Source organism: Eubacterium sp. AF36-5BH (assembly GCF_003460505.1).
In the GTDB taxonomy this organism is placed as follows: Bacteria; Bacillota; Clostridia; order Lachnospirales; family Lachnospiraceae; genus Eubacterium_G.
Map to the genome: position 1 here is coordinate 1 of NZ_QTVG01000011.1, position 314 is coordinate 314.

A 314-nucleotide genomic window follows, 5' to 3' on the forward strand; every position below is an offset into this window, starting at 1 on the left:
ATTATACGTTAGAGTAAAAGCAGTTGGTGCTAAGAAGTGGTCAAAGGTTGTTAAAATTAAAGTAAAGAAATAATTCGATATTATAACTAAAAAAATAATATGAAAATTTAATAGAGGAGAGCAGTGGAATAAACTGCTCTCCTTTCCTTTTAGAGTCAATTGTGACTTGTGGTTTCTATTGTATAATGGTAGTATTGTAAATACATCAGATGCCCATGTAACAGAAACTAAGACAATGGTTACTGACGAGAGTGTTACAACAGAACCGTTACATACAATAATAGCAGCAAGTACGACAGACAAAATCACAAAAA